Origin of the sequence: Pseudomonas jilinensis (assembly GCF_003586265.1) — a bacterium.
Classification (GTDB): Bacteria; Pseudomonadota; Gammaproteobacteria; order Pseudomonadales; family Pseudomonadaceae; genus Halopseudomonas; species Halopseudomonas phragmitis.
The window spans coordinates 106,778-129,745 of sequence record NZ_QJSA01000013.1 but is presented as its reverse complement, the minus strand read 5'-3'; the positions used below and the strand labels follow the sequence as shown (position 1 = coordinate 129,745).

Genomic DNA, 22,968 nt, shown 5'->3' with positions numbered 1-22,968 from the left:
TCATTTTTCCTGCTTTTTCAGGCCGGCGACGCTGAAGATCGTCAGCACCGGAATGGCGATCAGCATGGGCACGAAGTAGGGCCACAGTTCGATCAGGGTGAGCGCCTTGGAAAACACCCCGCGGCTGATCACCAGAAAATGGCTGGTCGGGTACAGCTGGCCGATCAGCGCTCCGGCGCCTTCCAGCGCCGACACCGGATGGGTCAGGCCGGAGAACTGTACCGCCGGGATCAGGGTGACGATTGCCGTGGCAAAGATCGCTGCGATCTGGCTGCTGAGGATGGTCGACATCATCAGGCCGATAGCGGTGGCGCAGATCAGATAGACCAGCGCCGCCAGCGTCAGGGTCAGCAGACTGCCGGTAATCGGCACCTTGAACAGCAGCACCGACAGCAGAATCAGAGTGACGAAGTTGACCATGCCCAGCGCGACATAGGGCAACTGCTTGCCAAGCAGAAACTCCAGCCGGGTGACCGGGGTGACATAGAAGTTGGTGATCGAGCCCAGCTCCTTTTCCCGCACCACGCCCAGAGCCGTGAGCATCGCCGGAATCATCAGCAGCAACATCGGGATGACCGCCGGAACCATGGCCGGCAGGCTCTGCACGTCCGGGTTGTAGCGATAACGTACGGCGATATCGACCAGGGTGGCGTTGTAGCTGGCTGGCGCCTGGCGGGCCAGTTGCTGCAGGTAGCTCAGGTGGATGCCCTGCACATAGCCGCGAATGGTGTCGGCGCGCATGGGCATGGCACCATCGATCCAGAACGCCACTTGGGGGTTGGCGCCGCGCAGCAGGTCGCGGCCAAACCCGGGCGGGATTTCCACTGCCAGGCTGATCTTGCCTTCGCGCATGCGCTGGCGCATTTCGTCCTGGCTGCGTAGCGGCGGCTGTTCGATAAAATAGCGCGAACCGGCCAGGTTCAGGGTATAGGCCTGGCTCTGGGTGGTCTGGTCGTTATCCAGCACAGCGAAGTTCAGGTCTTCCACATCCATGGTGATGCCGTAACCCATGATCAGCATCAGAAACACTGTGCCGAACAGCGCCAGCACCAGGCGTACCGGGTCGCGGCGCAGCTCCATGCCTTCGCGTTGGGCATAGCTGAACAGCCGGCGCAGGCTGAAGCGAGGCAGACGGCTGGAAGCTGTATGGGCGGCAGGTTCGGGAGCCGGTTCGGTCGGTTGCTGCTCGGGGCTGCTGTCAGCCGGCTGGTTCTGCTCGCTGGCTTCACGCAGGTAGGCGATAAAGGCCTCTTCGAGGTTGTCCATGCCGCGCTTGTCCATCAGCGCCTGCGGGGTGTCGCTGTCCAGCACCCGGCCGGCATGCATCAGCGACATGCGATCGCAGCGCTCGGCCTCGTTCATGAAGTGGGTAGAAATGAAGATCGTTACCCCTTCCTCACGTGACATCTGCACCAGCAATTCCCAGAACCCGTCACGGGCTACCGGGTCGACCCCGGAGGTGGGCTCGTCGAGGATCAGGATTTCCGGGGCGTGGATTACCGCTACGGCCAGCGACAGGCGCTGACGGATCCCCAATGGCAGGCTCATCGGCAAACTGTCGGCCTGCTCGTGCAGACTGAAACGGGTCAGCATTTCCTCGATCCGGGCGCTGCGGCGTTCGGCCGGGATATGGAACAGCCGGGCGTGCAATTCCAGATTCTGGCGCACCGTCAGCTCGCTGTAGAGCGAGAAGGCCTGGGACATGTAGCCGACCCGCTGGCGGGTTTGCATGTCGTGCGGGTCGACCGGTTTGCCGAACAGCCAGGCCTCGCCTTCGCTGAACGGCAGCAGGCCGGTGAGCATTTTCATGGTGGTCGACTTGCCGCAGCCGTTGGAGCCGAGAAAGCCAAAGATTTCTCCGCGCTCAATCCGGAAGTTGACCTTGTTCACCGCAGTGAAATCGCCGAACCGGCAGGTCAGGTCGTGGGCCTCAATCGCCACCTCATCACTGGGTTGGCGCGGGGGGATCTGCAACTGCCGGTGCTGGCTGCGCTTGGCCTCTGGTAGCAGAGCAACGAAGGCCTGTTCCAGGTTGTGGCTGGCGGTACGTTGTAGCAGCTCGGCGGGGCTGCCGGTATCCAGGACCTGGCCTTCGTCCATCGCCACCAGCCAGTCGAAGCGTTGAGCTTCGTCCATGTAGGCGGTGGCGACCAGCACGCTCATGTTTGGACGTTGCTGACGAATCCGGGCAATCAGCTCCCAGAACTGGTTGCGCGACAGCGGGTCAACGCCGGTGGTTGGCTCATCGAGAATCAGCAGGTCCGGGTCGTGGATCAGTGCGCAGCACAGCCCGAGTTTCTGCTTCATGCCGCCAGACAGCTTGCCGGCCGGCCGGTCGATGAATGGACTCATACCGGTGCTGGCCAGCAGGTCGTGAATGCGTCGTTGGCGCTCGGCTGGTTCCTGATTGAACAACCGGCCAAAGAAGTCGAGGTTTTCGAAGACGCTGAGCGTCGGATAGAGGTTCTTGCCCAGGCCCTGGGGCATGTAGGCGATCCGTGGGCAGACCCGGCGGCGGTGGCGGACATCGCGCATATCGCCACCCAGTACTTGCAAATCGCCGGTTTGCAGCTGGCGCGCGCCGGAGATCAGGGCCAGCAGGCTGGATTTGCCAACCCCGTCAGGGCCGATCAGCCCGACCATGCAGTTGGCCGGCAGCTCCAGCGTCAGGTTGGCTAAAGCCAGGGTCTTGCCATAGCGCAGGCTGACGTCCCGCACCAGGGCGACTGGCGGGCTGGCCGCAGTCATTGGCCAACATTCACACGCAGGGCGTTGGGCCAGTCAGCCTCGCCGTCAAGCTTCAGCCAGGCGACTCCGGGCAGGCCGGTCTTGACCTGCTCCAGATGGCGTTGCAGCAATTCAGGGGCGATCCTGGCCCTGACCCGGAACATCATCTTTTCCCGTTCGCTTTCGGTCTCGACGCTTTTGGGGGTGAACTGGGCCACGCTGGCGACAAAACTGACGTTGGCCGGGATCACGTACTCGGGTGCGGCATCGAGGATGATCCGCACCTCAGAGCCGAGCGGGATGCGGCCGGCCAGACGCTCGGGAACGAAAAAGGTCATGTACACATCGGACAGGTCAACCAGATTGAGTACCCGCCCGCCGGCGCCCAGTACTTCGCCGGGCTGGGCGGTGCGAAACTGCACCCGGGCTTGGCGATCGGTGCTCAGGCGGCTGTCACTGATATCAGCCTTGATCCGCTCCACGGCCGCCTGACTGGCTTCCAGTGCCGATTCGGCGCCAATGACCTGGGAGCGTGCGGCCGCAATACCGGCCTCGGCGGAATGGACCTGGGCGCGAGCGGCGGCCAGCGCGGCCTGGGCACTCTGCAGCGCAGTCAGGCTATCGTCGGCATCCTGTTGGGACATGGCGTTGCGCTGTACCAGCACCCGGACCCGGTTGTAGCGCTTGTCAGCCGCGGTCACTTCCGCCTGGCGTTGCAGCACCACCGCTTCGGCGGTGGCCTTTTCGCTTTCGCGCTGGGCTACCAGGGTCTGGGCGGTTTCAATCGCGTTGGCGGCCTGGCGGGTCTGGGCTTCGGCCTGGTTAAGCTGAGCCTGCAGCGAGCTGAGATCCATTTCCGCCAGCAGTTGGCCGGGCTGAACGAAATCGCCCTCATCGACATGGATGGTCTGAATCCGCCCGGCCAGCTTGGTGGCTACGTCGATTTCAGTCGCCTCGATGCGCCCGTTGCCGCTGACGAAGGCCTCGCCATAGCCACTGGGGCGCATTTCCAGCCAGACCAGCAGGCCAATGACCAGCAACACAGCCAGGGCAATCAGGGCTCGGGAGGCGGTACGGGAGAGTTTCAACGTCATGCCTAATATCCTTTTGATGACAGAGTTGAGTAGTTACCAAACAACAGAGGCTGGTATGACAGGCATGATGACCGATGACACTTCAACCTTGATTGACATCGGTCATGTTCATGTTGGGTAACGTAAAAAAGCCTATACCCGTGCAGCCGGATTGGCCAGCCGGCTGGAGTAAAATTCTCTTGCGCAGTTGTTGTCGTGCCCAGAGTTCAGGTACCACAGAAGGTCTGGAATACCCGCTCGGCCGGTTCTGGCTGCCGGCAATAGTCGGCGCAGCCGGGCTGGACCTGATACGGCGTCTGGAGCAACGCGACCAGGCGCAGCACAGGTTGCAGGTCGCCGGACTCGCTGGCAGCCTGCAGGGCCTTTTCGACCTGATGGTTGCGGGCAATCAGTTGCGGGTTGTGGCGTTGCATCAGAGCCTTGGCCTGTTCGGCGGATTCGTTTTGCTGCGCCAGCCGGGCTTCCCAGCGCTGGCGCCAGGCGGCGAATGCCGGGCTGTCGAACAGTGGCTGGGGGGGCAGTTCGGCCAGTGAGGCCGGATCACCGGCCAGTGCGCGGAAACTGTTGGTGAAGTCGGCCTGCTGCTCATCGAGCAACTGCAGCCAGTCCTCAATCAGTTGCCGGTCGTTGCTGCCGGCCTGGAACAAGCCAAGCTTGGCCCCCATGCCCTGCAGCCAGGCCTGCTGATAGCGCTCGACATAGCGGCCGAGGGTCTGCTGGGCCAGTTCAACGGCCTGTTCCTGCTCGTCGGACAGCAGCGGTAGCAGGGTCTCGGCCAGCCGCGCCAGGTTCCACTGGCCAATCGCCGGCTGGTTGCCGTAGGCATAGCGGCCCTGATGGTCGATCGAGCTGAACACCGTCATTGGTTTGTAGCTGTCCATGAAGGCGCACGGGCCAAAGTCGATACTTTCGCCGCACAGACTCATGTTGTCGGTATTCATCACACCATGGATAAAGCCGACCTGCATCCAACTGGCGATCAGCGTCGCCTGACGTTCCATCACGGCTTCCAGCAAGGCCAGATAGATATTGTCGCTGGTGCGGCAGTGCGGGTAATGACGCTCAATAGTGTAATCGGCCAGTTCCCGGACCAGTTCGACCCCGCCCTTGCGGATCGCATACTCGAAGGTGCCGACCCGCAGGTGACTGCTGGCGATGCGGGTCAGTACCGCTCCGGGTTCGCGCATCTGGCGCATGACCGCTTCGCCGCTGCTCACCACCGCCAGGCTGCGGGTGGTGGGAATACCCAGCCCGTGCAGCGCCTCGCTGATGATGTACTCGCGCAACATCGGCCCCAGCACCGCCCGGCCATCGCCCCGGCGGGAAAACGGGGTTGGTCCCGAGCCCTTGAGCTGGATGTCGACGCGCTGTCCATCCGGGCTGATGTGCTCACCGAGCAGTACCGCACGGCCGTCACCCAGCATGGTGAAGTTGCCGAACTGATGCCCGGCATAGGCCTGGGCCAGCGGCTGCGCGCCTGCCGGTAAGGCATTGCCAGCCAGCACCGCCAGCCCCTCGGCACTTTCCAGCGCGGCTATCGACAAGCCCAGTTCAGTGGCCAGCGCGCGGTTCAGCACCACCCACTGTGGCTGCGCCACGGGCGTGGGGGCCTGGCGGGCATGCAGGCTGTCGGGCAGGCGGGCGTAACTGTTGTCGAAATTCCACATGGGCGGCTCCGGAGCATAAGGCTGTTCGCTCATTGTCGCGCACTGGCGCCGGGATGCAATGCTGCTGGGGAAGGAACTGCTTGAGCAGGAAGCCCGGGGCGGGCCCCCTGCTGACATGCTTGCTGCTTAGTTGAAACTGTACTTCTGATCGACCTTGCGTTTTTCCAGGGTGTATTCGGTCAGGTCGATTTGTCCGGTTTTCAGGCGCTCATCCAGATCGGCCAGTTCCTTCTGCTGGATGCGATCAACATGGGCCTTGGTTGCGGTATAGTTGAGCGACTGGGCGGCATTGTGCCCGCTGATCGGATCCCAGAGGATCGACAGCGGCCAGAACAGCAGGTTGACCACTCCGAGCCCATATTCACGGCCGTAGAACGAGCCGCCACCAGGCAACAGCCCCAATGCTGCGCCAGCCCCCGGACTCTTTTCTTCGACCGCCATGCCGCGGGCCTCGTAGTAGTTCAGCTCGGCTTTCTGGTGAGAGTTGAGACCGCTCGCACAACCTGTACAAACGGCAACCAGTCCAAATGCAAACATCAAACGTCGCGCTTTCATGCGCCTCTCCCTTTCATACTTACTTATATTAGGCTCAAAGAGCGGCGCGGATGATAGCAAAAAGCTATGCGCTGGTCGTGATAAATCCCGTGGTTAGCCCTGACCCTGTTGGGTGCGCAGGTCGGTACGCAACTGCTCGGCCTGCTGACGGATGTTCTGCCGGCTGCTGGGATCGAGGCGTTCAAGGTTGCGCAGTTGTGGTGTTATGCGCGGATTGCTGGCCAGCTCAGACTGGTGGCGGTCGAGAAAGTCCCAGTACAGGGTGGTGAAAGGGCAGGCATTGGCGCCGCTGGCCTGGTCGGGGCGAAAGCGGCAGCCGCTGCAGTAGTTGCTCATGCGCTGAATGTAGCGACCGCTGGCGATGTAGGGTTTGGAGGCCATGCGCCCACCATCGGCATGCTGGCTCATGCCCAACACATTGGGCAGCTCGACCCACTCAACGGCATCGACATAAACGGCCAGATACCACTCATGGACCTGGCGTGGTTCGACCCCAAGCAGCAGGCAGAACAGGCCGGTCACCATCAGTCGCTGGATATGGTGAGCGTAGCCGGTTTGCAGGGTCTGGCTGATAACCTGGTGCAGACAGGCCATGTCGGTCTCGCCGGTCCAGAACCAGGCTGGCAGCGGCTCATGGGCTGACAAGGCATTCCACTCCAGCCATTGCGGCATCCACAAACGGTACAACCCGTGGACGTATTCGCGCCAGCCGAGGATCTGGCGGATGAAACCTTCCACGGCCTCGATTGGCGCCTGCCTGGCGTGCAGGGCTGCCTCCGCCCGCTGGCAGACCGTCAGTGGGTCGATCAACTTGAGATTCAAGGCCGCGGACAGGCGGCTGTGGTACAGCCAGGGCTCTGAGTGCCACATCGCATCCTGATAGCGACCGAACAGCGGTAGGCGGTGGGTAATGAAATCCTCCAGCGCCTGCTGCGCCTGTGTCGGGGTTACTGGCCAGTCGAATGCCGCCAGGCTACCCGGATGATCCGGGAACAGCCGCGCGACCAAGCTCAGTACCTCGCCAGTCAGGGCGTCCGGCGCGAAACGTTGGGGTTGCCACAGCAGGCCTGGGCCACGGGCATCGAAGGCATTGCGGTTGGCGGCATCGAAGTTCCATTGTCCGCCCAGCGGTTGCCGGTCATCCATCAACAGCCCGGTGCGTTGACGCAACCGGCGATACCAGTGCTCCAGACGAAACAGCTGGCGGCCATGGGCCCAGCGGCTGAATTCCTCGGGCTGGGCGATGAAGTGGCGGTCGGGGTGTACTGTCAGCGGGATGGCAGCCTGGGTGCAGACGGCTTCGATTTGCGTTTGTACCCGCCAGTCGCCTGCCGGGACCATGACCAGTTGGCGTGGGCGTCGACGTGCCAGCGTATCGGCCAGGGCACTGGCCAGGTCAGGATGCGGGTGCTGATCCAGATACAGGTATTCGATCGGCCAGGTTCTGGCACGGATGTCTTCGGCGAAATGGCGCATGGCGGCAAGAAACAGGGCAATGCGTGCCTTGTGAGACCAGACGTGACGGCTTTCTGTCTGGACTTCCGCCATCCAGACAAGATCCTGGTCGGGGTCGAAATCATCCAGCGCCGCACTGTGGCGATCCAGTTGATCGCCAAGTACCACAATCAGGTTGCGCATTGGGTTCTTGCCCAGCGGCTGGCAGGCAGCACGCTCAGCGCCGGCCGATGAGTTGGGCGCGGAGCCGGGGTGAGAGCGGCGGCTCGCCCAGCCAGATGCCGAAATATACCTCGGCCAATTCCGGGTTCTGGAGACGGATCACCGGTTGTTCGTTGAAATACAGTTCCAGAGTACCGTCGCCCTGGTATTCCAGCAGGTAGCGGTCGCCGGGCTGGACCGACTGCATGGCGCCATGGAGTTGATCAATGGCGGGGCGCAGTGCGGCCAGCCGGGTACTGTCGTGCTGGCGCTCAAGCGTGCGCCAGGCGGCAGTTTCGATATCCGCGCGGTCGATGGCCACGCGGTATTCCAGGCTCAGCCGGCGTGGCGTGTGTTGATCCAGCAGGCGGTCAACGGGTGTTTGCGCTGGGGCATAAAGTCGAGCGTCGTAGACCCGTACCAGCAGGTAGCTGGCGGTGCCTTCACCGAACAGGGTCAGGCTGGACGGGCTGGCGGTGGCCGGCAGTGCCAGGATCAGTGTCATGAACAGAGCAAGCGGTTTCATTGTGGCGACCTCGCTAAGGGAGTGGCTGGCGTGACTGCGGCAGGGGCTCTGCGGCCGCGCTGGTCAGCGCCGCTGGCCGGTAATGACGCCCAAGCGGCGACCAGATCAGCCAGCCGCCGAGCAGTTTCAGGGCTACCGGCACTCCGCCGTAGAGCAGGGCCAGCATGCCGGTGGAGTCTGTGTCCGCGCCCTGGAAGCCGCTCAACTCCAGCAGGCCGAAGCCCAGGCCAACCGCTATGGCCAGAGCCAGCTTGCCAACCAGCCCCAGCAAGCCAAACAGCAGTCCGGTGTGGCTTTGCTCGTCGGCCAGATCGCCGAGAATGGAGGCTGGCAAGGCCAGGTCGGCGCCCAGCGACAGCCCGGAAATCAGGCACACCAGAGCAAAGGCCAGCAGATCGCCGGGTCCGAGCCATGGCACTACGACGAAGGCGCTGGCCGCCAGCAAAACCGACGCCAGCCAGGCCAGACGCTTGCCCAGATGGCGGGCAAGCAGGCTCCAGCCGGGCAGTGCGATAACTCCGGCGCCGAAGTACAGCAACAGCAGCGGCCCCAAGGCGGACTCAACCTGCAGCCGGTGGCTGACGAACAGGATAAACAGCGCTGCCGGCAGGCCGTTGGCCAGGCTGTTGAGAAAGTGGGCGCCCAGCAAGGTACGCAGTGCCAGCTGGCTACGAATCAGCCGCAGGCCGGTCCGCCAGGACTGGGCTGGTTGGGGCTTGCCGGTTTCCGGCACGCGCCAAAACAGCAGCAGTACCGCTAGCGGGAGCAGCACCAGAACCAGCATGGCGACCGCAGCCAGAACCCGCGCCGGGTCTTCGCTGCCGATCAATAGCGGCAAGGCAGCCGCCAGCACGATACCGACAATGGCGAACCCTTCGCGGCTGGTGGCCAGCCGGGTGCGGCCATGCGAGTTCAAAGTCGCTTCCGCCCCCCAGGCCTGATAGGGCAGGGTAACCATGGTCCAGCCCAGATAGGCCAGTAGCGCCCAGCCATAGAGATAGGCCAGGCCGATGGCGGGTGGTGGCAGTAACAGGCGATGGAGGGCAAACAGCAATAGCGGAGTGCCGATCAGCATCATCAGGCGCCGTCGATAGGCGGCTGGCAGGCGATCGGCCAGGTAACCGATGAGCGGATCGCTCAACACATCGAACAGCCGGGTCAGCATCAACGCGGTACCGACAGCCGCCAGCCCCAGCCCCACCTGGGCTGCATAAAAGGGCGGCAAATAGACGTACAGCGGAACGCCAAGCATGGCCAGGGGTAGCCCCGGCAAGCCATAGGCCAGCCGAGTACCGATCCGGTTGGCCGGGTCGTTCGCAGCAGGTGCGGTGCGGATCACATTGGTCATGGCTTTGGCTCTATTTTGTATAGGTATATTATTTCTTTTGTATAATATTTGTCTAATGTTGCTGTGTGATGATTTACTGAGTCATTGGGCCTTTGAGCAGGCGGCTCTTGGCTATATCGGCATTCACTTGTATAGGTTTTTGTCATGTCACAGGTACAGCGTACGCTGTGGGTGGTCGGAGCCAGTACCGGCATTGGCGCCGCGCTGGTTGATGTTTTTCACCGGGCCGGCTGGCGAGTGGCCCTGTCGGCCCGGCGGGCAGAGCTGTTGCATCAGCAGGCAGCGCAGGACCCAGAGCGGCTGTTTGCCGTTCCGGTTGATGTAACCGATCTGGATGCCATGCACCGGGCTGTGGCGGCGATTGAGGCCCGTTGGGGGGAAATCGACACGGCGATTCTCAATGCCGGAGATTATGAGCCGATGGCGCTGGATGACTTTAGTGCGGCGCTCTTTGCCCGTCTGATGCAGGTCAACTACATCGGCGTGGTTCATGGGTTGGATGCGCTGCAGCGGTGCATGCGTGAGCGCAAGCGAGGGCAGATCATGATAACCGCCAGTGTTGCGGGTTATCGCGGGTTACCCTATGCCGCTCCCTATGGGGCGACCAAGGCCGCGCTGATCAGCCTGGCTGAATCCTTGCAGCCCGAATTCGCCCGCGATGGAGTGCGCCTGCGGCTCATCTGCCCGGGCTTTGTGCGCACCCCGCTGACCGACAAGAATGACTTCCCGATGCCCGGGCTGACCGAACCGACTCAGGTCGCCGCTGCCGTGCTGCGTGAGGTGGATGGGCGGCGCTTTGAGATTCTTGTGCCTAGGGGGTTTGGCTGGCTGATGAAGGGGGTGAGGAGTCTGCCCTATTTGCTTTGGCTGCCGTTGGCGCGCAGGATGCTTCGTAATGGGTAGTTGATTCCGGTTACTAGCTTGGGCGGTAAATTTAATGTAGTCGGGTGTCCAATGCGCAAACGACGCCGGTCTGACATCGTTTGGCTAATGCGTGGGCATCACCCGGATCAATCTATGAGACAGCTCTTGTTTTTGTCTACTCTGTAAAATAGAGTACTTTGCAATAAGAACAAACATGCGAGTTGCCATGTCGCCCTCCGCTGAAGAAGCAGCCCGAGCGCTGCGTGAAATCGACGCTATCAAGGAACGTGCCGCCGGCTTTCAGGACTATCAGGCCGAGTCGGCGCAGCTCATCCTCTGGGGCGCGGCCAACAGTATTGGTCTGGTTGCCACGGCGCTGTTCGAACAGCATCTGTTGCAGATCTGGGTGCCATTGGTGCTGCTGTGTCTGGTTGCCGGTGCCTTGTTGGCACGTCGCACCAATGCCTTGCTGCCCGGGATTGGTTGGCGTTATCTGCTGATTCTCGGTGCCATCCTGTTTCTCATCGTCGCTCTGCATGCGGTGTTCTGGCCGCTTTCGCCCGAACAGGGGGCGATGATCGCGCCGCTGTTCGTCGGCGTACTGTATTTTCTCCGTGGGGTGTTGCTGCGTCCGCGCTATCTGGTGATCGGCGGCGCATTGGCCGGTCTGAGTCTGCTCAGCTTCCTGTTTGCTGGCCCCTGGTTCTGGTGGGCCATGGCGATGACCTGGGGCGGCACCCTGATGCTTTCGGGTGTCTGGCTCGGCAGGCTCTGATATGCAAACACCCGATGAGATTATCCATCAGCCGGTGCGCCTGAAAATCATGGCGGCACTGAATACGCTGGGCAGCAGCCAATGGCTGGAATTCGTTGCCCTGCGGCGGATTGTCGATACCACCGACGGCAATCTTGGGGCCCATCTCAATACTCTTGAAAGCGCTCATTACGTGCGCATCAAAAAAGATTTTGCCGGCAAGAAGCCGCGTACCCGGGTATGCCTGAGCGCTCGCGGGCGCGAGGCGTTTGCCAGTTATGTAGCTGCCCTGCACGCCATTCTCGAACTGCAAACACTGGACACCGACAGTGGTGAGACCGGTGATTGACCTGACAACAACAACCAAATCGGGGATTCCATGTTCACCACACTTCTTAGTGAGTCGACTCAACGCTGGCTGAACCGCGCCAGACTGGCGGCCATTGCCGCGCTGCTGTCTGTCGCGGCGCTATCAGCGGGGTACGTGATTGCCGACACGGCGGCGGTGGCGCCCGCTGAATCGGCTCAGATCCAGCCTCTGGACGAGTTGCCGGCGGTGGGCGAGCGTTTCGGCGTGCGCGAGATGTTCGAACAGGCTGACTGGGTGGTGAAGTCGGTGATGATCTTCCTGGTGCTGTGCTCGCTGCTGACCTGGGCCGTGCTGCTGGAAAAGCTGCTGGTGTTTGTCCGCGCCCGACGTGCCAACCAGCGTTTTCTGACGCACTTTCGTGCCGGAACCATTGAAGTGCTGGGTGAGCGTCTGAGCCAAAGCGCCATGGGGCGCATGTGGCAGGCCGGTATGGGTGAGTACCAGCAATTCTGCCGTCAGCCGGGTGCCAGTGCCGATGCCGGTCGGGTCAACCGCATGCTGCAGCGTATGTCGCTGAACGCCAGCATCGTTCAGGAGCGTGATCTGGCGCGGCTGGGCAGCATGATGGGCGTGCTGGCTACCATCGGCGCCACGGCGCCCTTTATTGGACTGTTCGGCACGGTCTGGGGGATTCTCAACAGTTTCGCCAGCATTGCCACCATGCGCTCGGCGAGCCTGGCGATTGTCGCACCGGGGATTGCCGAGGCGCTACTGGCCACTGCGCTGGGGCTGTTTGCGGCGATTCCGGCGGTGATGATCTTCAACAAGTTCGCCCGTGACATCAACGGCTTCGTCGGTGCACTGGACAACTTCTCCGCGGAAATGATTGCCAGCGTGTCGCGCAATATCGACGAGGGGCACTGAGCATGGGCATCCAGTTTGACTCCGGGCCGGTGGTCAAGCGCCACAACTACCAGCAGAACGCCGAAATGAACATCACTCCCTTTGTCGACGTGATGCTGGTTCTGCTGATCATCTTCATGGTCGCTGCGCCGCTGGCTACGGTGGATGTGCCGCTTGATTTGCCCAGCAATGCCGCGCAGGCCAACCCGCCGCCGCTGGAGCCCATCTACGTCAGCGTGCAGGCCGATGGCACGCTGTTTGTCCAGGAGCAGCCGAGCAGCCTGACCGAGATTGCTGCCCGTGTGGATGTGCAGTCGGGTGGCAACCGCGAGGCGCGGCTGTTTTTGCGGGGTGATCAGGCGGTCGATTACGGCACCCTGATGCGCGTCATGAATACCCTGCAGAAGGCCGGTTACAGCCGTATCAGCCTGGTTGCCACCGAGGAGCTTGCGCTCTGATGTCCGGCCAGCCGACATCAGAGCGCTCGACGATGGCTGACCAGGCAGCGCCGATTGGTTGGCCGCTGCGGATGCTGTTGATCCTGCTTTCGCTGCTGTTGCATGCCGCCTTGCTGGCCTGGTTGCTGAGTGAGCGTTTCAGTCGCCCGGTGGTTGCGGCGTCTGCGGTTGTGGCGGTGGAGCTGATCGAGATGCCCGCGCCTGAACCAGAGCCAGAGCCTGAACCGGAGCCTGAACCCGAGCCCGAGCCCGAGCCCGAGCCCGAGCCAGTCAGACCGACGCCGGCGCCCCGCCCGAGTCCGAGTCCGGCAGCGCGGCAACCGGCCGCTGCCGATCCGGCCGCACCACCGAGCTATGCCTTCGGCTCCAACCAGAACTGGGCTGCACCGCCGGCGCCCGGTACCAGCAGTGGTTCGCGCGCGCGGATGGCGCCGTCCGGTTATGCCGATACGGTGAAGAACCGCGTGACTGCCCATTTGCAGCGCCCCGAAGGTTCGGTCTATAAGCCGCCGCCCGGTTATCGGGGTGATCCCAATGATTTCAAGCGCCAGTGTTATATCCCCTATGAAATCGTGGTCGATGCCAATGGGCGGATGCAGTCCTACACGATCGACCGCTGTGGCGACGAGTTGCTCGATGCGGCTGCCGAGCGCGCCATCCTCAATGCCGGCCCATTTCCGCCACCTCCGGGTGGCAGCGGCCAGGTGACCATTTACGGCACGGCCATTTTCATCAAATAACCGGAGAACCCAGCCATGCAGCTTGCCCTGTCCCGTTCATGGTTCTTGCCAGTGTTTGCCGGGCTGCTGCTTGGCGGCTGCGTCAGCGCGCCACCGGCTCCTGTTCAAACCCCTGAGGCGCCGCAGGTGTTGCCGCCGCCAGTCTCCATGCGGGCCAGCTTTGCCTGCAGCGGCGCCTTGCCCGAGGTGCACTGGCAGATCTGTACCAGTGATGCATTGGCCAGCCTTGATCGGCAGTTGGCCGAGCGTGTGCACCAGCGTGTGCAGGAGCTGGATCTGGTCGGTGCGTTGCTGCTTGAGGCCAGTCAGCGCCAGTGGCAGTTGAGCCGGGCGGGCCAGTGCGGCCTGGGCGAGCAGAGCGCCAGTAGCGGGGTTGCCGATCCAACTGCACAGGCTTGTCTGGGCCGGCTCTATCAGGCGCGGCTGCAGGCACTGGATAGCTGGCCGTCGGTCAGTCCGCGCAGTAATGCCGAGCACCCGTTGGCGGCTTACGCAGAGTTTCGTCTGGCCGAGGGGCACGATGCCTTGTGCCAGCCACTGGCTAACGCCCTGAATGCCGACTTGCGGCGCCATGGTGATCCGGATGTAGCGCGTTTGCCCGGCAATCGTGCGCTGATCAGTAGCGCAGGTGGTGAGCAACAGATCAATCTGGCCGGCGTGCAGTTGGAGGTCGATCGTTATAATGCCGGGCCGTTTGCCGGCTATCAGCAGCGCAGCCGTGGCCTGAGCATCAACGGCGTGCTGCAACTGGATCAACGCACGTTGCCGCGCTGGGTCGCGGCACAGCCGAACTATGGCGGGCGGGCCAACGTATCCTCGTCACAGACAGGTGACTATGCGCGGATTGACGTTTTTGAGCGCGAGGGGCGCCCCCTGGTGCTGGTCAATGAAACCTGGGGCTTCTACTCGCCAGCCGCGCGAGGCGAGTCGGCGTTTGCCGGAATCTATGCGTTGCAAGGCGGTAATCTGCAGCCACTGTGTCTGTACCAAAGCTACCTGACCCCGCCGCGCACGCGCCTGCTTGAAGGCTTACCGATTTACAGCCAGTTGACCGAAGCATTGGATACGCTGGCGGGTGATCCCTTGCCTGGGTATGCCCAGCATGAACGGCGTGACAATTTTCAGCGCTGGAAGGAGCGTCAGTGGACGCTGCTGAACCTGCCGCTGCTGGGTGCTGATGCACTGTCACGGTATGGCCGCGAGCCAGCTCTGCGTCAGCGCCATGACCAGGCGCTGGAGATGCTGTTCCAGTGGTCCGAGCGCAACCTGCGCAGCAAGCAGCGCTACCAGCAGTTATTGCCGTTGCTGCGTCCGGCACACGCTGAGCTGCACGCGATGTATCAGCAGCAGGGGCTGGATGCCGCTCAGGCGGGCGCTGCCGCGGACCTGCTGCTGCATGAAACATTTGCCCGCAGCCTGGAGAGTCTGCAGGCGCCAGCCGGCGTACCGGGCTTGCCGCTGCAGGGATTTGCCAGCTATCAGCCGCGTTACGCGATTGCCCCGACACCAGGCGAACTGGAGCACGGACGCAGTTTCCAGCGCCTGCACAGCGTGCTGTTGAATCAGGGACCATTGCCGGCAGTGCGTGACTTTCTGGCCTGGGAAAGCCGCACCTTCGGCGAGGAGCGCGGGCTCGGTGCCGACGCTGATACGGCCCTCATGGCCGCCGCCAACAACCCGCCAGCGCTGGCTTATCTGCTTGAACAGGGGCTGGACCCAAATCAGGCCAATGCCTGGGGCAAGACCGCACTGATGACCGCCGTGCAACAGGACAACGCCGAAGCGGTAAGCCTGCTGCTGGCAGCCGGTGCCGACGTGCACGCCCAGACCCGTGCCCGCCAGGCTGGTGTCGGTGGGCCGGATCGCCAGGAAGCAGCTCGGGGACGCCAGACCGCACTGCTGATGGCCGCCGAACAGGCCTCGGAAACCGTTATCACGCAACTGTTGGCTGCCGATGCCGCGCGCCAGGCCTGGGGCGGCTACGATATGGCCGTCTGCACGGCGCTGGCTGGCAATGCGCAGCTACTTGCCAGCACGCAGCAGGCGTTGCGGGCCCGCCTGTGCGTGGAGGATGATTATGCGCCGTTGCCGGTCAGCCGACAGGTGGCAGCCAATCTGCGAGAGGGTGATGTGCTGGTGATTCGTGACGAGGGTATCGAGTATCCGGTCAGCCTGCTGCAGCGCGGCGAAACCCAACTGTTTGGGCGGCATTACCAGTTAACGCCCAAACGCTTGCGCAGTGACCTGCGCGGTCTGGCTACCAACGTAGGTATAGTAGCCAACAGGCGTGCCCGTTTGAGCATCAGCGGCCCTTTGACGCTGGTCTTCGATGACCTGGCGGCGGTCAGCCCAGAGAATGTGCCTTTGCAGGTGTCCTTTCCGGTCAGTGGTGGCGGAGCAGCAGTGGCCGGTTATGCCCTGTCGACAAGCCCGGCCATGCAGGTACTGAGCACGCCCTTTGATGCTGAGCGCAATGATGCCGAGTCAACCTGGCGGGCGCTCTACAGCACAGCCCTGACTCAGGGCTTTCGCCCTACCGGGCAGGGTTATGTGCTTATTCACACACGCGGACGGAGCTGGACCGAGTATCAGTTGGTGGTGACTGAGTAGTTGGTTTCGATGCTGAAAAGTAAAAGCCCCTGAACCGGGGTCACTCTGTCGCTGCCCGCAGCCTGAGCCGTGCCGGGGCCAGCTCATCGGCGCAAAAAGCTCAATTGCGTGGATACCAACCTTGGATACCTAGGCGTGGATTCCTCTTCCAGCGGCGTATCCAAGCAACCAATACGCATATCCAGCCAGCATCGATTATTCAAGCGCGCGGGCTGATCTCAGCATGCATAGTGGGTTAAAGTTCAGGTTTTGCCGCCTCACCCTGGAGCTGTTACGTGAACACGGAAAACCATTCCCAGACGGCCGCCTTTCTCTGGTCGATTGCCGACCTGCTGCGCGGTGACTTCAAGCAGTCGCAGTACGGCCGCATCATCCTGCCGTTCACCCTGTTGCGGCGCATGGAATGTGTGCTAGCGCCGACCAAAGACGCGGTGATCCGTGAGGCCCATGCCCAGGAAGGTCGGCCTGATCTGGTGCGCGAGCGGCTGTTGCTGCGTGCCGCCGGGCAGCAGTTCTTCAATGCCTCCAAACTGACCTTGGGCACGCTGTCCGACACCCAGACCGCTGCCGACCTGATGAGCTATGTGCAGTCCTTCAGCAAGGACGCCCGCGAGATCTTCGAGCACTTCCACTTCGAGGACTTCGTGCAGCAGCTCTCGTCGGCCAACCTGCTGTATCAGGTGGTCCAGCGATTTGCCGCCACCGACCTCAGCCCCGAGCGCATCAGCAACTTCGGCATGGGCATCATCTTCGAAGAGCTGATCCGCAAGTTCGCGGAAAGCTCCAACGAAACCGCCGGGGAGCACTTCACCCCGCGCGATATCGTGCACCTGACCACATCCTTGGTGATCACCGGGCAGGACGACAAGCTCAAGCCCAACAGCATCGTCACCATCTACGACCCGACTGCCGGCACCGGCGGCTTCCTTTCCGAGGGCGACGAGTACATCCAGTCCATCAGCGAGAAGGTGACCGTGTCCGTCTTCGGCCAGGAGCTCAACCCCGAGTCCTACGCCATCTGCAAGGCGGACATGCTGATCAAAGAAAAGATTGTCGAGAACATCAAGCTGGGCAACACCCTGTCCGACGACCAACTGGCCGACAGCCACTTCGACTTCATGCTCAGCAACCCGCCGTTTGGTGTGGAGTGGAAGAAGGTACAAAAGCAGATCACCGACGAGCACAGCGAGAAAGGCTTCAACGGACGCTTCGGGCCGGGCCTGCCGCGCGTGTCCGATGGCTCGCTGCTGTTCCTGCTGCACCTGGTCAGCAAAATGCGTGACCCGCGTGAAGGTGGCTCGCGCATCGGCATCATCCTCAACGGCTCGCCGCTGTTTACCGGCGGCGCCGGTTCGGGCGAGTCGGAGATTCGCCGCTACCTTCTGCAGAACGACCTGGTCGAGGCCATCGTCGCCCTGCCTACCGACATGTTCTACAACACCGGCATCGCCACCTATGTGTGGGTGCTGAGCAATCACAAGGCCGCCGAGCGCAAGGGCAAGGTGCAGTTGATCGACGGCAGCCAGCACTTTGCCAAGATGCGCAAATCACTCGGCAGCAAGCGCCAGTACATTACCGACGAGCAGATCGAGGATCTGGTGCGTCTGTATGGCCGTTTTGAGCAGACCGCACAGAGCAAAATCTTCCCCGTCGAAGCCTTTGGCTACCGGCGCATCACCGTCGAGCGCCCGCTGCGCCTGAACTTCCAGACCAGCGCCGAGCGCATCGAAAAGGTGCTGGAAGAAAAAGCCATCCAGAGGCTGGAAGCCCCGGCACGCCAGCGCCTGATCAACGCCCTGCAGGCCATGGATGCCAGCGTGCTGCACCGCAACCGCGAGCAGTTCAGCAAACTGCTGAAAAAGACCCTCGGCAACCATGACTTCTTCCCCAGCACGCCGGAGCTGAAGGCCATCCTCAGCGGCTTAAGCGAGCGCGACCCCGGGGCGGATATCTGCATGGTCAAAGGCCAGCCGGAAGCCGATGCCGGCCTGCGCGACAACGAGAACGTGCCGCTGGGCGAGTCGGTGTATGACTACTTCGAGCGTGAAGTGAAACCCCATGTGCCGGATGCCTGGATCGACGAGAGCAAGACGGATGCGCAGGACGGCGAAATCGGTGTGGTCGGCTTCGAGATTCCGTTTAACCGGCACTTCTATGTGTTCCAGCCACCGCGCCCGCTGGAAGAAATCGACCGCGACCTGAAAGCCTGCACCAACCGCATCAAGCAGATGATCGAGGGGCTTTCGGCATGACGTTCCCTGCCTATCCGCAATACAAGGACTCAGGAATCGAATCCCTCGGAGAAATTCCGAGCCATTGGGACGTTACTCGGCTTCCGTACGTGATATTCGAAAATAATGCCGGCGAGGTGATTGATAAGAATTTCTGGGGCGACGGATCAGAGCTTCTTTACACATGCGCCAAGCAGCCACTGCTTTCTGACTACAAAGATTTTCCAGACAGGAAAAGAACGGGAGCAAACGATCTACTGCTTACAAGGAATGGAACCCCATATGTTCATCTTCCAAGTCCGGGAGCAATTTACTCCAACGTAGTTCAGCGCGTCAGCCTCATGCCTGGCATGGATCGAAACTTTATGAGATCCGCTTTAGATGTGGCCACACGGGATCTTGTGGGGTATGGAGTATCAATCGCAAGTTTCAACTACGAAATGTGGGCCGCGCTTCGTATACCGTTGCCTGATTATGATGAACAAACCCAAATCGCCCGCTTCCTCGACCACGAAACGGCCCGCATCGACGCGCTGATCGAAGAGCAGCAGCGCCTGATCGAACTGCTCAAGGAAAAGCGCCAGGCCGTGATCTCCCACGCCGTCACCAAAGGCCTCGACCCTACGGTGCCGATGAAAGACTCCGGCGTGGAGTGGCTGGGCGAGGTGCCGGCACATTGGGTGAAAAAACGGCTAAAAAACATATCGCCATTCATTACAGTGGGAATTGTTGTTAATCCAAGTGATTACGTGGCGGATGAGGGACTCCCATTCTTATATGGCGGAGAGGTGAAAGAAGGTTTTATCGAGGTCGATAAAGCAAGAAAAATTTCGCCAGAGCACAGTAGGAAAAATCGAAAGACGATGTTGGAAGCTGGCGACATCGTCACGATGCGAGTGGGCTACCCCGGATTAACAGCAGTTGTTCCGCCTGAGTGCGCAGGGGGAAATTGCGCTTCGGTCATGCTAGTGAAGCGAGGAAATTATGACTCGCACTGGCTTTGTGCTGTGATGAACAGTCGCCTTGTTAGACAGCAAGTCGAAGTAGTGCAGTATGGTGCAGCTCAGAAGCAGTTCAACATCGCTGATGCTATTGAGTTTTGGATGTTTGAGCCGCCAATAGAAGAGCAAACAATGATCGCCGAGTTCATTGGCGGGCAGTCATCTGTATTCAATGCCCTCATGGAGGAGTCGGAGAGATCGATGTTGCTACTCAAAGAACGCCGCTCCGCCCTTATCTCCGCCGCCGTCACCGGCAAAATCGACGTACGCGGCTGGCAGCCACCGGCCAGCATCCAAGCCCCCGAATTAGCCGTAGCAGAGGCCGTGTAATGGCAGATAGCAAGGAAGCGCAATTCCAGCAGGACATCATCATCGCCATGGTCGCCCAGGGCTGGCTCACCGGCCCTGCCAGTGGCTATGACCGGCGCACGGCGCTTTATACCAAGGACTTTCTCGGCTACTTCAAGGACGCCTGGCCGGAGCGCTGGGACAAGTTCGCCAAGGCCAACCCGAATAACCCGGACGGCGTGCTGGTGCAAAAGCTGGTGCGTGAGCTGGAGCAGGACGGCACCCTGGATGTGCTGCGCCATGGCTTCAAGTTGCCGGGGGTGAAGATCGAGGTGTGCAGCTTCAAGCCCGACCACGGCATGAACCCGGACACCCTCAAGCGTTACCAGTGCAACCGCCTGCGCGTGGTGCCGGAGGTGTCGTATTCCCCGCACTACCGCGAGGGTGAGTACAACCCGCGTCTGGATCTGGTGTTGTTCGTCAACGGTATCCCCGTCGCCACGCTGGAGCTGAAAAGCGAGTTCAAGCAGAGCGTGGAAAACGCCAAGCGCCAGTACCGCGTTGATCGCCCGGTGAAAGACCCGCTGACGCGCAAGCCCGAGCCGCTGCTGACCTTCAAGCGCGGCGCGTTGGTGCACTTTGCCGTGAGCCAGGACGAAGTGGCGATGACCACCAAGCTGGCCGGCAAGGAAACCTTCTTCCTGCCGTTCAACCTCGGCAGCCTCGACGGCGGTGCCGGCAACCCGCCTGCGCCGGATTACAGCCAGTACGCTACTGGCTACCTGTGGCAGCGCCTGTTCCAGCCCGATGCCTGGCTGAAGGTGCTGGGTCGCTTCCTGCACCTGCAGAAGAGCGTGAAGGAAGATGCCGACGGCCAGCGCGTCACCAAGGAAATCCTGATCTTCCCGCGCTACCACCAGTGGGAAGTGGTCAACAGGCTGATCGAAACCACCCGTGCCGAAGGGCCGGGCAAGCGTTACCTGATCCAGCACAGCGCAGGCTCCGGCAAGTCCAACTCGATTGCCTGGACGGCGCATCAGTTGGCCTCGCTCTACGATGCCGATGGCCAGCGCCTGTTCAATTCGGTGATCGTGATTACCGACCGCACCGTGCTGGACAAGCAGCTGCAGGACACCATTTACCAGTTCGAGCACGCCCAGGGCGTGGTCAAGTGCATCACCCGCGATATCGGCAACCAGAGCAAGTCCGAGCAGCTGGCCGAGGCGCTGGCCGAGCAGACGCGCATAATCATCGTCACCATCCAGACCTTCCCGGCGCTGTTTGATGCGCTGGACAAGTACCCCAAGCTGGCAAGCGGACGCTATGCGGTGATCGCCGACGAGGCGCATTCCTCGCAGACCGGCTCATCGGCCAGCAAGCTCAAGCAGATTCTTGGCAGCGATGCCCCGGATGCTGAAGAGATCAGTGCCGAAGAGTTGCTGGACGCCGCCGTGGCCGCCCGTGCGCCGAACGAGCGCATCAGCTACTACGCCTTTACCGCCACGCCCAAGGCCAAGACCCTGGAGCTGTTCGGTCGCCCGGCCAATCCGGCGCTGCCGGCAAGCGCTGACAACAAGCCCGTGCCGTTTCACCTCTACTCCATGCGCCAGGCCATTGAGGAAGGTTTTATCCTCGATGTGCTGCGGAACTACACCACCTACAGCACCGCCTGGAAGATCGCTCACCCGGACGGCGACGACGAGGAAGTGGACTCGAAGAAGGCGCGCATGAAGCTGGCGCGCTGGGTGCGCCTGCATCCGTACAACATCAGCCAGAAGGTCGAGGTGATCGTCGAGCACTTCCGCGCCAATATCCGCCACCTGCTGGGCGGCCAGGCCAAGGCCATGGTGGTCACCAGCAGCCGGCAGGAGGCGGTGCGCTATCAGCTGGCGGTGCAGGCCTATGTGAAGCAGATGGGCTACGGCGATGTGCACCCGCTGGTGGCCTTCTCCGGCAGCGTGCTGCCGGACGGGGTGATCCCCGAAGAGGTGACCGAAAGCAGCAGCCTGCTCAACCCCGGCCTGAACGGGCGTGACCTGGCGGAAGCCTTCGACGCCCAGGACTTCAACGTGATGATCGCCGCCAACAAGTACCAGACCGGCTTCGATCAGCCCAAGCTGTGCGCCATGTACGTGGACAAGAAACTGCAGGGCGTGGACTGCGTGCAAACCCTGTCGCGCCTGAACCGCACCTTTGGCGACAGCAAGCCGACCTTCATCCTCGACTTCTTCAACGACGCCCAGGACATTCTCGACGCCTTTCTGCCGTACTACACCAAGGCCGAGCTGACCGACGTGACTGATCCGCAGCTTATCTACGACATTCAGAAGAAACTGGATGCCGAAGGGATCTACTACTGGCAGGAGGTCGAGGCGTTCGCCATGGCCTTCTTCGACCCCAAGGCCGCCGCCAGCAAGCTCAGCTACTACTGCGCGCCGGCCAAGGAGCGCTTTGCCAAGCGCTACAGGCTGGCCCAGGAATCACGCCAGCAGGCGTTGGACTTCAAGCGCAGCGCCGAGAAGAATGGCGACAGTGCCGGCCTGAAAAAGGCCGAGGCGGCCGTCAAGGAAGCCGGCGAGCAGGTGGACCAGCTCGACCTGTTCAAGAAGAACCTGCAGAGCTTCGTGCGCCTGTACGAGTTCCTCTCGCAGATCATTCCCTATGAAGATCGCGAGCTGGAGCAGCTGTGCGTCTACGCCAAGCACCTGCATCCGCTGCTGCGCATAGACCGACTGGATCAGGAAGACGTGGACGTGGGCGAACTGCAACTGACCCACTACCGCCTGACCAAGCGCGCCGAACATCAGCTGCGCCTGAGCGAAGAGCAAGGCGACTACGGCCTCGACCCGGCCACAGGGCTGGGCAGCGGCAAACCCCATGACCCGGAGAAGAAGCGGCTATCGGAAATCATCGAGGCGCTCAACGATATCTTCGGCGCCGAGGTGAGCGACGAAGACCAGCTGCAGTTCCTCACCGGCATCGCCAATCGCATCAGCCGTCAGGAGGATGTGATGGCCCAGGTGAACAACCACTCGGTCGAACAGGTGATGCATGGCCTGTTCCCCAAGCGCGTGCTGGACACCGTGCTGGACGCCATGACCGATCACGAGAAGCTGTCGCTGGAGGTTCTGGATAATGAGACCAAGAGCCGGGCGTTCGCGTTGGTGATTTTGAAGATGCTGACGCAGCAGGCGGGGCTGGATCAGAGCGGCGAGCGCCGCACCTGAACGGTCTAA

The 22,968-nt window shown here is 61.8% G+C and carries 17 protein-coding genes; 10 read left to right on the top strand and 7 right to left on the bottom strand.

The window, feature by feature from the left end; all coding sequences use genetic code 11:
- From rbbA to C2846_RS14755, 7 genes are all read right to left on the bottom strand, one after another.
- Window positions 1–2,748, bottom strand: a complete 2,748-nt coding sequence (gene rbbA, locus C2846_RS14785) for a ribosome-associated ATPase/putative transporter RbbA (RefSeq protein WP_080048529.1) — start codon at window positions 2,746–2,748, stop codon at window positions 1–3.
- A complete protein-coding gene (locus tag C2846_RS14780; protein ID WP_119701807.1) occupies window positions 2,745–3,821 on the bottom strand; it encodes an HlyD family secretion protein in 1,077 nt (358 codons plus the stop codon). Before C2846_RS14780 ends, rbbA begins: the two co-directional genes overlap by 4 nt.
- 206 nt (window positions 3,822–4,027) lie before the next feature.
- A complete protein-coding gene (locus tag C2846_RS14775; protein WP_205890231.1) occupies window positions 4,028–5,488 on the bottom strand; it encodes a protein adenylyltransferase SelO in 1,461 nt (486 codons plus the stop codon).
- Between the two features lie 126 nt (window positions 5,489–5,614).
- A complete protein-coding gene (locus tag C2846_RS14770; protein WP_205890229.1) occupies window positions 5,615–6,043 on the bottom strand; it encodes a hypothetical protein in 429 nt (142 codons plus the stop codon).
- A 93-nt stretch (window positions 6,044–6,136) separates the two neighbouring features.
- Window positions 6,137–7,681 carry a cryptochrome/photolyase family protein gene (locus C2846_RS14765; RefSeq protein ID WP_119701805.1) on the bottom strand — a complete coding sequence of 515 codons (1,545 nt, stop codon included), beginning with the start codon at window positions 7,679–7,681 and terminating at the stop codon, window positions 6,137–6,139.
- A 34-nt stretch (window positions 7,682–7,715) separates the two neighbouring features.
- Entirely contained in the window at window positions 7,716–8,225 is a 510-nt protein-coding gene (locus C2846_RS14760) for a chalcone isomerase family protein (protein ID WP_080048525.1), read from the bottom strand.
- 13 nt (window positions 8,226–8,238) lie between these two features.
- A complete protein-coding gene (locus C2846_RS14755) occupies window positions 8,239–9,573 on the bottom strand; it encodes an MFS transporter (protein WP_119701804.1) in 1,335 nt (444 codons plus the stop codon).
- A 144-nt stretch (window positions 9,574–9,717) separates the two neighbouring features.
- Here C2846_RS14755 and C2846_RS14750 point away from each other — a divergent pair, with 144 nt between their 5' ends.
- From C2846_RS14750 to C2846_RS14705, 10 genes are all read left to right on the top strand, one after another.
- Window positions 9,718–10,476: an SDR family NAD(P)-dependent oxidoreductase gene (locus tag C2846_RS14750; RefSeq protein WP_119701803.1), complete on the top strand. Its 759-nt coding sequence runs from the start codon at window positions 9,718–9,720 to the stop codon at window positions 10,474–10,476.
- A 187-nt stretch (window positions 10,477–10,663) separates the two neighbouring features.
- A complete protein-coding gene (locus C2846_RS14745) occupies window positions 10,664–11,212 on the top strand; it encodes a hypothetical protein (protein ID WP_119701802.1) in 549 nt (182 codons plus the stop codon).
- 1 nt (window position 11,213) lies between these two features.
- A complete protein-coding gene (locus C2846_RS14740; RefSeq protein ID WP_080048513.1) occupies window positions 11,214–11,540 on the top strand; it encodes a transcriptional regulator in 327 nt (108 codons plus the stop codon).
- A gap of 30 nt (window positions 11,541–11,570) precedes the next feature.
- Window positions 11,571–12,425, top strand: a complete 855-nt coding sequence (locus tag C2846_RS14735; protein WP_119701801.1) for a MotA/TolQ/ExbB proton channel family protein — start codon at window positions 11,571–11,573, stop codon at window positions 12,423–12,425.
- Between the two features lie 2 nt (window positions 12,426–12,427).
- The gene (locus C2846_RS14730; protein WP_119701800.1) at window positions 12,428–12,862 is read left to right on the top strand and encodes a biopolymer transporter ExbD; all 435 of its coding nucleotides are present in this window, start codon (window positions 12,428–12,430) and stop codon (window positions 12,860–12,862) included.
- The gene (locus C2846_RS14725) at window positions 12,862–13,602 is read left to right on the top strand and encodes a TonB family protein (protein ID WP_119701799.1); all 741 of its coding nucleotides are present in this window, start codon (window positions 12,862–12,864) and stop codon (window positions 13,600–13,602) included. Before C2846_RS14730 ends, C2846_RS14725 begins: the two co-directional genes overlap by 1 nt.
- Before the next feature lie 15 nt (window positions 13,603–13,617).
- Entirely contained in the window at window positions 13,618–16,212 is a 2,595-nt protein-coding gene (locus C2846_RS14720; protein WP_119701798.1) for an ankyrin repeat domain-containing protein, read from the top strand.
- 275 nt (window positions 16,213–16,487) lie between these two features.
- Window positions 16,488–18,464: a type I restriction-modification system subunit M gene (locus C2846_RS14715; protein ID WP_119701797.1), complete on the top strand. Its 1,977-nt coding sequence runs from the start codon at window positions 16,488–16,490 to the stop codon at window positions 18,462–18,464.
- A complete protein-coding gene (locus C2846_RS14710; RefSeq protein ID WP_119701796.1) occupies window positions 18,461–19,774 on the top strand; it encodes a restriction endonuclease subunit S domain-containing protein in 1,314 nt (437 codons plus the stop codon). The genes C2846_RS14715 and C2846_RS14710 overlap by 4 nt, the downstream gene beginning before the upstream one ends.
- Window positions 19,774–22,959, top strand: coding sequence for a type I restriction endonuclease subunit R (locus C2846_RS14705; RefSeq protein WP_119701795.1), 3,186 nt, complete (start codon window positions 19,774–19,776; stop codon window positions 22,957–22,959). The genes C2846_RS14710 and C2846_RS14705 overlap by 1 nt, the downstream gene beginning before the upstream one ends.
- Window positions 22,960–22,968: the final 9 nt, after the last annotated feature.